Here is an 8,432-nt window from a genome sequence, read left to right on the forward strand (position 1 = left end):
CTTTTTCATTACCTTTTGTCTTTTCAGGAACAAGATTGTACACTTTATCACCAGACTTGATTGCTGTTGTCTTGTGGTCTGTTGTGTCGTAGTTTTCACCAACTTTAGCATGAGAAGTGTCCGTTACATCTTCTTTGATCTTCTTGCCAGATTCGTCTTCATAGTGAACGACTACATCTCCGAATACTTGTTTATATATATAAGTAACATCAGTATTGCCTTCAACGACTCGACCTTGTTCAAGTCCTTGAGTCTTTTCAGGAACAATTTCATAGGTACGACCATCTTTTGTGGTAATTGTCTTATGAGCGTGATCACGAGTGTCATAAACAGTATTGATTGTAGCACCAGTTGTATCTTTTTCAGGTTCTTTGATTACTTTTCCGTCTTCATCTTTATAATGAACGGTTACATCTCCAAGTACTTCGTCATAAACATAGACAACACGAGTAGTGCCTTTAACAATCTTACCGCTTTCTTGACCTTGAGTTGCTTTCGTATCAATGCGATAAACCTTACCATCAGCTGTAGTAATTCTAGTTGGTTTGTGATCTGTTGTATCGTAGTTCGTACCAACTTTGCTATCTGGCGTATCTACAACACGTGGTGCAATAGTATTACCTTTCTTGTCTTGGTAATCAACGACAACGTTACCGTATTCATCTGGAGTTGGTACGTCTGGTACAAGGTCATAGTAGTAGGTAATATTGGTATTGCCTTCAACAACTTTACCTGTTTCTGCACCTTGAGTGGCTTTCAAATCTAGTTTGTACTTCTTACCGTCAACTGTCGTAATTGTTTCTTTCCGTTGATCGGTTGTATCGTAGTCTGTTCCCACTTCTGAACGTGGCGTATCCGTCACCTTAGGTGAAATTGTCATACCGTCTTTGTTCTTGTACTCAACGGTAACATCACCATATTTCTTTTCTGGTGTTGGAATATCTGGTACAAGATCATAGTAGTAAACGATATTGGTATTGCCTTCTACCACCTTACCAGTTTCAGCACCTTGGGTTGCTGTCAGATCCAGCTTGTACTTCTTGCCATCTACTGTGGTGATAGTGTCCTTACGCTGATCCTTGGTATCATAGTCTGTACCCACTTCAGAACGCGGTGTATCGGTCACTTTCGGTGCGATAGTCACGCCGTCTTTGTTCTTGTACTCAACGGTAACATCACCGTATTTCTTCTCTACCGGTTTTTCAACTTTGTCATAAACATAGACAACGCGGGTTGTTCCTTCGACAACCTGACCACTCTCGTGACCTTGTGTAGCATTGGTATCAATACGATAAGTTGTGCCATCATCCGCCGTAATGGTAGTTGGTTTGTGATCAGTTGTGTCATAGTAAGTACCAACCCGTGAAGTTGGTGTATCTACGATACGCGGAGCAATGGTGTTGCCTTGCTTATCTTGGTAGTCAACGACAACATTACCATATTTCTCTACTGGTTTTTCAAGCTTATCATAAACATTGACAACGCGGGTTGTTCCTTCGACAACTCTACCACTTTCTTTACCTTGTGTAGCTGTAGGGTCAATGCGGTAACTTGCTCCATCGGCTGTTGTAATCGTAGACGGTTTGTGGTCAGTTGTATCGTAGGCCGTTCCTACTGATGTGTCTGGTGTATCCACAATACGTGGAGAAAGAGTGTTGCCTTGCTTATCTTGGTAGTCAACAACAACATTCCCTTTCACTTCTGTATAGTAGTTTGCTACGTTCGTCGTACCTAATTTAACTTTACCTGTTGTATTATTAGTTGATGACACATATTTATAGATCTTGCCATCCGCTGTTGTGATTCTGTCTTGGTGTGTTGTTGTGTAGTCTTCACCAACAGGAGTTCCCGTAGGTTTAACCGTTTGAGTATTTGTTAGTTTAGTAGTAGTCCCTTGAATATAGTTATCCAGCAAGACATTCCCTGCAAGATTGTATTCAACCAGATTGTATTCAAGATCTGGTTTTACAAGAGTAAAGCGAGATGGTAATTTGCTTGTAATAGCTAACCAATAACCTCTATCCCATTGTGTAGTCCGCTGCATCACAAAGGAAATTGAATCTCCGCTTTCTGCCACACCCGCAATCCCCATTTTATAGAAATTTGGATCATCATAGTCGTCTTTAATGCCGTCAGTGACAATATTTGCTGCCAAACGTCCATCGGTTTGTTTTTCAACCAAAGAACCGGTAATCTTTACTGGTCGGAAATTATAATCTGTTATGCTTTCTTCGTGCTTCAGACCAGCCAATTTTCCAGTCTTAGGTTCTGTTTTGGTTAAACTTGTTAGAGCCAAAATTGCAGGGTTATCTTTTTTAAAGTTTATAACATTGCCATCAGCATCATAGAAGCGAGCAACAACTTTATATCTAGAAGGTACATTTATGTCATAAAAAGTGTAAATCCCTCTCGTCGGATCCTTCTCAGCAAAACCAACGATACCTGTTTTAGGGTTTAAATTCGTTACCTCATAAGTAACCTTTGAAATACTTACTCCATTATATTTAGAATTTTGGAGGCCCGTATAAGTAGCCGTAATGGTTTGTCCGCTTTTAATTTTAGGGATGACAAACCGGCTTCCACCAGCTGACAGTCTCGTTGTAAATGCTGGGATTGGATTGTTTGCAAACGTTCCACCAGATTTCACATACTCCTCATATGACATATTATTCATATCTTTTTGACCAAATTCAGTGGTACCAGTGATAGACAATTTAGCATTAGGCTCCCGTTCAAATTTCAAGCCTTGGCTGACAACTTCACTTAGATAGCCTGGAGTGCCGGTGTTTGCTTGCGCTTTTTTTAGGTCGCGTTTATAGGCATCTACCCCCGTCTTGATACGAGTTGCTTGTGTTTCCTCAAGAGTGTTGGCAAGGTCCTTTTTAGCATCTGACTCTACTTGGTTGTTCGCTGTTCCAATGTTGTCATTTTGATTTTGCTTAACATCAATGTTATAACCATTTGCTTCAGAAATCGCATCTTTTAGTTTTTGGTTTTCGACAGTTACTTTTGAACCTTCCGTACGATCTACCGGAGTAGCTACTGGGTCTGAGGTTGATACTGCTCCTGCTGGCGCAGGAGTAGTTGCTTCAGCTTTTGCTGTTGTAGCAGGAGCGGGCGTTGTTTCAGGCGTTGCAGTTGTTGCTGCTGGCGTTGTACTCGCTACTGGTGCTGTGGCTGGTTGCGTAGCTGCACTTTCAGTTGTTGTAGTCGCTGACGCTGTTGTAGTGTCAGCTGTTGAAATAGCTCCTGCTGGTGCTGTTGTTTCAGCTTTTGCAGTGGTTATTGCTGCTGTAGAGCTGCTAGCTGCTTCAGTTGCTGCTGCTTTTGATTGTGCAGCAAGACTTGTATCAGAAGCTTCCGCCACTGGAGCGGGCGTTGTTGGCTTCGTTGCCTTTACTTCATCAGCAGCTACACCTTGGTGAGCGCTAAGAATTGCAATGGTTCCAAGCGTCAAGATACCAATGGTGCCATAAACTTTGTTTTTCCGGATCGAACCATGACCCTTCGTTTTGCTATTATGAAACATAAAATTCCTCTTTCCTTTTTAATAATTACCCAATTAACCAATTATCTTTCTCAAAAGGCTTGACTTTTTTGAAGCCTAATAGAGCCAAGATAAATAAACCAATCGTTGCAAGAATCGTGGTTGCTTCCCCCGTATCTGGCAACAATGTAAACTTACCATTACTTGATTTGACAGTGACCGTTCCATCAGGATTTGCCCTAGCACCTACTTGCGCAGCTGGTACAGATGTTTTAGAACCGTCTGCGTTTTTGATAGTGACTTCTCCTTGATCATTACCAATAATCTCAAAGCCCTTGTCCGTCAAAAGCGGATCAGCTGGTGAGATGATTGATTTGATTGGATTGTCAATCGTGTCACCTTTTTTAGTAGTCACAGATGAAGCATTGTCAAGACTGAATGTTTCATCCCTTTTCAAGTCCATATCTGAAATTGTTGTCTCGTCCGTACCCTTTTCAGTCAAAATTGACGGATTGACCGTATCTTTTGCATCTATTGCTTCATCAGTTGGTATTGTATCTGTCGGTGCGATTGTATCTGCTATAGAAGTATCTGGGCTAACCGATGAATCTGATGAGGGGGTAGCCGGAACACTTGGCACTTGAGCTTTATCCTGCGAAGGCACTACTTTACTAGAAGAATCCGGTGTACTTGGTATATCCTTATCTGGTGGAGCGGGATCTGTCTTCGGTGGCACCACCTTATTAGAGTCTGGCGTTTCTGTGACCAGATCATAGTAATAAGTAATATTGGTATTTCCTTCAAGGACTTTTCCTTTTTCGTACCCCTGAGTAGCTTTTAGATCAAGGCGGTATTTCTTACCTTCTGAACTGATAATGGTTTCTCTTCGTTGGTCGGTCGTATCGTAGTCCGTTCCCACTTCAGAAGTCGGTGTATCCAACTCTTTTGGTGCAATCAAAGCACCATCTTTACTCTTGTACTCAACCGTTACATCGCCATATTTCTTTTCTGGCTCCGCTTGATTTGGCTTTGAAGACTCAGAGTCTGATGTTCCAGACTTATCCTTATCTGGTGTAGCCGATGGTATAGGGGCTATCTTCGGCGGTTCTACCTTACTTGAGGAATCCGACGGTTCCGACTTGTCCTTTTCTGGCGCAATCGGTGTTATTGGCGTTGTCTTTGGTGCCTCTACCTTGTCTGACACGCTTGGCTTATCCTTATCTGAAGCAACTGACGTGGACTTGTCAGGAGTTACAGGAGCAGCCGGCGTCACAGCCGTAGAGGTATTTGCATTTCCCTGCTTAGACTCTGGCGTTTCAGTAGAAGCCTTTTTATTGCTGTCAACAGTCGGTGTGACAATCGTTGTGGAGATAGAGCGCTCAACATCCCTAGCCAACACAGGATTTGCACCTAAAGCTGATAACAATACAGCCGTTGACGCTAAAAAGAACCTGCTTTTTTTCATTCTAAATATCCTCTCAATATTTTAACATATTGGATATGTTAAGGACTAGTTTAAAAAAAACTATTCACTTTCATGATAGTAATATTTTCCTCAAATGTCAAGCCGATTACAGCATTTTCACAGATTTATTTAATCTCATTACAGAAGTATTTTACATTTGTTTACACATTGTAAAGAAACATAGATATATTACAGATAAACAATAGGTGATTGATAAAAGAGTAATCTAAAGCTCTAACAACTTTTAAATCCCAATTAGTCTAGACAAGCGCGTCAATCAGTTATGATGCATATATACAAAAGCCCTTTCACATCAAAATCCAACTATTTTTCACTTCAATAATAATGTATAAAATGAAAATAATGTCTCTGGAATCAATATTTATGCAACGGCAGTGAGCTGTGTTTTTTATTTTCAACTTTTTTAAAACAAGAGGGTTAAAACTAGCTGCTAATACTTGTACAATTTCCTGTCAAGTATTATACTAAGAATAGTCTTAAAGTGAGGTGATATAAAATGGAAGCTGTCGTCTATTCAAATTTTAGAAACAATTTAAAACATTACATGAAAAAAGTCAACGATGAATATGAACCTCTAATGGTTGTCAATAAAAATCCTGATGAAAATATTGTAGTCTTATCTAAGAAAAATTGGGATAGTATCCAAGAAACCATCCGTCTAATGAATAACGAGTACCTTTCAGACAAGGTTCTATCAGGAATGGAACAAGTCAAGCAAAAGAAAACCATTCAACGCCAATTATTAGAGGTGGAAGATGTTTAACTTTACAGAACAAGCTTGGAAAGATTATGTTTCTTGGCAACAAGAGGATAAAAAGATACTCAAACGTATCAATCGTTTAATAGAGGATATCAAACGGAATCCTTTTGAAGGGATTGGAAAGCCTGAACCCTTAAAATATCGTTATTCCGGTGCTTGGTCTCGTAGAATTACAGATGAACAACGATTAGTCTATATGGTGGAAAAAGATGAGATTTATTTCTTATCCTTTAGAGACCATTACACATAAAAGCAGTCATTATCCATTGGATGCTAAAACTCTCTAACTGTCTGAAAAGTAGCCAATTTTAGAAGAAATCCTTAAATGATAAAAGGCTCTTAGAAATGCTGATAGAGTAGCACTTCTAAGAGTTCTAATTGGTTCTACAAAAAAAGAAAAATAGAAAAAGACAATACTTTGAGCAAAATGTTTATATACTCAATTCTCAAAAAGAAAAAACAGAGCTGGTAAAATTGCTAATAATAGAATAATCTATCTTCAGTGTTATCAATTGTAATTCTAAACAATATATGCTATCGTGGAGACATAATGAAACAAAATTTGAATTTTATACATGTTTAAATGGACGTACTGAATTTATTGAGTTTTTACAAACCTTACCCCTAAAAGACAAACAGAAACTTCTTGCCACTATTAGCCTAATACAAGAGCACGGTTTGCTTATCGCACAACGCATGGAATGGGTGAAAAAACTTGATAATGATATTTTTGAAATTCGCTCAAAAGTATCTTCTAATATTCAACGTGCCTTATACTTCCATGTGATTGGTGACCGCTACATCATCACACACGGATTTACCAAAAAGACACAGAAAACACCTACTAGTGAAATCAGGCATGCTAAAGAACTGAAAAAAGAATTTGGGGAGCATAATCATGACAACTATTAAATTTGACGATTTTTTACAAGATGAACTAAAACAAGAAGATTTTAAAGCTGGTTATTTAGCAGAAAAAAGCATCTTAGAAAGTGCAATTGCCGTCTTTAATGCTAGACAAAATGCTGGACTGACACAACGTGAACTAGCTGACCTATCTCATGTCCCGCAATCCACCATTGCTAGAATCGAACGATGACATAATACCAGCATTGAAACCATGAGCAAGATTGCTTTTGCATTGAATCAAAAACTCACCATTAACATTGGCTAATATCAGCTTTTAGATGTCATATAAAGAAACTCTATGAATAACATTTATTATCTTCGAATAATTTTAAAAATAAAGCAAGTGACTACTAGAAAATCACTTGCTTTTTGTATTAATGATCTTTTACAAAATCTAAAATATCTTCATAAGTTAATTCTGATGCTGCTGTACCTAATCCGAGATGAACTAACTATCAGTACAATATCGTTAATTTCTAGTAGCACAAGCATTGCAAAAATACTAATGTGCTTTTCCCATCTAAAAAAGCATGGTTCTTAATCAAAGAATAACAAAGTCTAGCTGCCTTCTCTTCAATAGTCGGATATTGATCAACTCCAAAATAAGTATCAAAAACATTAGAAAGTGAGGCCTCAACTAACCCCTTGTCTCGTACACCATCCATTCCTCCCGAAGCTATAATCAATTGGCTATGTAAGGCAACAACCTGTTCAACGGTTAATCGCTTCATTTGGCTAATTCCTTAAAGGCTTCTAGGTGGCGTGACAAGATAGAACTTGCCACCTCGTCAACACTAGCTTGATCAGTAACAACAGCTTCTGTCTGTTCTTCTTGGACCAAGGTATTATAGTCAACTAAAACATATTTAGGTTTATTGTTTTTCAAAATAACAGCTGTACCTTTCCTATCAACCATGCGAGCAACTTTAGAAAAATTTTGATTTGCTTCAGTAATTGGAACTAAATTTTCAAGATTAATTTGCATTATATTATCGCCTCCTTTTGCTTATCATATCATTTTTAAGCAAGAAAAACAATAATATAGGATGAATTTATCCTATATTATGGTATAATGGAGATAGTGCTATACAAGGAGGTATGCCATGACTCTTGATGTAAATAAAGAAGAATTAACAATTTTAGGGATTCCCTTTGATAACTTTTCAGAGAATTAGTCAAAACGAATGAACTTGCTCGTGTTGTAAAGTTAGCTGATTTACGGCATAATTCTGACATAACTAGATTAAAAGAAATTAGCCCCAAGGATATCAAGAGACAAAAAAATATCTTTCAGCTATCAAATTCTTAAGCACTTAGAATCATCTAGGTACTTATTTTGTTGTCTTATTTCTTCTTGAATTTACAATCTAAGTGCAAAAAATATAAATTAGTAATTTTTAGTAACTTAGTTTAAAATTTCATAAACGCACAACAAAAGAGTCTGGGACAATAGTGTCTTGATTCTATCAAAAAAGAATATGGGACATAAAGATATTCAGCAAATCAGTGAGACTTACGGGTATCTAATCAAAGAAAAGGCTATCCGTGAAGACAATAAAATCCGTGACTTTTTCCACGGTTTAAGCCAGTAGAAACTATTTTGAACAAATTTTGAACAAAAACAAAAGAAACGCTGATTTATCAACGTTTCTAAAACTTAAGCAATACCGGCGGCCGGGGTCGAACCGGCACGTCCTTGCGGACACTGGATTTTGAGTCCAGCGCGTCTGCCAATTCCGCCACGCCGGCAAAGTTAAACTGGGGTAGCTGGATTCGAACCAACGCATGAG

At 38.3% G+C, this 8,432-nt stretch carries 6 protein-coding genes, 1 tRNA gene and 4 pseudogenes; 6 read left to right on the top strand and 5 right to left on the bottom strand.

Annotation, left to right across the window (positions count from 1 at the left end; translation table 11 throughout):
• The coding region (locus HMPREF2887_RS06715) for a MucBP domain-containing protein (protein ID WP_186821907.1) at window positions 1-3,529 on the bottom strand (3,529 nt) is incomplete at its 3' end.
• Between the two features lie 25 nt (window positions 3,530-3,554).
• On the bottom strand, window positions 3,555-4,952 hold the full coding sequence (locus tag HMPREF2887_RS06720) for a MucBP domain-containing protein (RefSeq protein WP_021001204.1): 1,398 nt from the start codon (window positions 4,950-4,952) through the stop codon (window positions 3,555-3,557).
• Window positions 4,953-5,469: 517 nt separating this feature from the next.
• Between HMPREF2887_RS06720 and HMPREF2887_RS06725 the strand changes: the two genes are divergently transcribed.
• From HMPREF2887_RS06725 to HMPREF2887_RS06740, 4 genes and pseudogenes are all read left to right on the top strand, one after another.
• Entirely contained in the window at window positions 5,470-5,736 is a 267-nt protein-coding gene (locus HMPREF2887_RS06725) for a type II toxin-antitoxin system Phd/YefM family antitoxin (protein ID WP_003027139.1), read from the top strand.
• Window positions 5,729-5,983 carry a Txe/YoeB family addiction module toxin gene (locus HMPREF2887_RS06730; protein WP_003027142.1) on the top strand — a complete coding sequence of 85 codons (255 nt, stop codon included), beginning with the start codon at window positions 5,729-5,731 and terminating at the stop codon, window positions 5,981-5,983. The genes HMPREF2887_RS06725 and HMPREF2887_RS06730 overlap by 8 nt, the downstream gene beginning before the upstream one ends.
• Window positions 5,984-6,264: 281 nt before the next feature.
• Entirely contained in the window at window positions 6,265-6,645 is a 381-nt protein-coding gene (locus HMPREF2887_RS06735) for a type II toxin-antitoxin system RelE/ParE family toxin (protein ID WP_003027145.1), read from the top strand.
• A pseudogene (locus HMPREF2887_RS06740) lies at window positions 6,632-6,907 on the top strand (multiprotein-bridging factor 1 family protein). Before HMPREF2887_RS06735 ends, HMPREF2887_RS06740 begins: the two are co-directional and overlap by 14 nt.
• Window positions 6,908-7,016: 109 nt before the next feature.
• Here the strand turns inward: HMPREF2887_RS06740 and HMPREF2887_RS06745 are convergent.
• Window positions 7,017-7,373 (bottom strand): annotated as a pseudogene (locus HMPREF2887_RS06745) (type II toxin-antitoxin system death-on-curing family toxin).
• Entirely contained in the window at window positions 7,370-7,627 is a 258-nt protein-coding gene (locus tag HMPREF2887_RS06750) for a type II toxin-antitoxin system Phd/YefM family antitoxin (RefSeq protein WP_003027150.1), read from the bottom strand. The pseudogene HMPREF2887_RS06745 and the gene HMPREF2887_RS06750 overlap by 4 nt, the downstream one beginning before the upstream one ends.
• A 177-nt stretch (window positions 7,628-7,804) precedes the next feature.
• Between HMPREF2887_RS06750 and HMPREF2887_RS10525 the strand changes: the two are divergent.
• Window positions 7,805-7,959: pseudogene (locus tag HMPREF2887_RS10525) on the top strand (GTP pyrophosphokinase); the annotation flags it as partial.
• A 155-nt stretch (window positions 7,960-8,114) separates the two neighbouring features.
• A pseudogene (locus HMPREF2887_RS10310) lies at window positions 8,115-8,234 on the top strand (site-specific integrase); the annotation flags it as partial.
• Window positions 8,235-8,307: 73 nt separating this feature from the next.
• On the opposite strand, the gene HMPREF2887_RS06760 reads toward HMPREF2887_RS10310, so the two are convergent.
• Window positions 8,308-8,391 (bottom strand) — tRNA-Leu (locus HMPREF2887_RS06760).
• Window positions 8,392-8,432: the final 41 nt, after the last annotated feature.

The organism is Streptococcus sp. HMSC071H03 (assembly GCF_001813035.1).
In the GTDB taxonomy this organism is placed as follows: Bacteria; Bacillota; Bacilli; order Lactobacillales; family Streptococcaceae; genus Streptococcus; species Streptococcus anginosus.

Bases quoted from the DNA above. Each gene is read 5' to 3' on its own strand.
- HMPREF2887_RS06725 (WP_003027139.1), top strand. From the start codon at position 5,470: ATGGAAGCTGTCGTCTATTCAAATTTTAGAAACAATTTAAAACATTAC.
- HMPREF2887_RS06735 (WP_003027145.1), top strand. From the start codon at position 6,265: ATGCTATCGTGGAGACATAATGAAACAAAATTTGAATTTTATACATGT.
- HMPREF2887_RS06720 (WP_021001204.1), bottom strand. From the start codon at position 4,952: ATGAAAAAAAGCAGGTTCTTTTTAGCGTCAACGGCTGTATTGTTATCA.
- HMPREF2887_RS06750 (WP_003027150.1), bottom strand. From the start codon at position 7,627: ATGCAAATTAATCTTGAAAATTTAGTTCCAATTACTGAAGCAAATCAA.
- HMPREF2887_RS06730 (WP_003027142.1), top strand. From the start codon at position 5,729: ATGTTTAACTTTACAGAACAAGCTTGGAAAGATTATGTTTCTTGGCAA.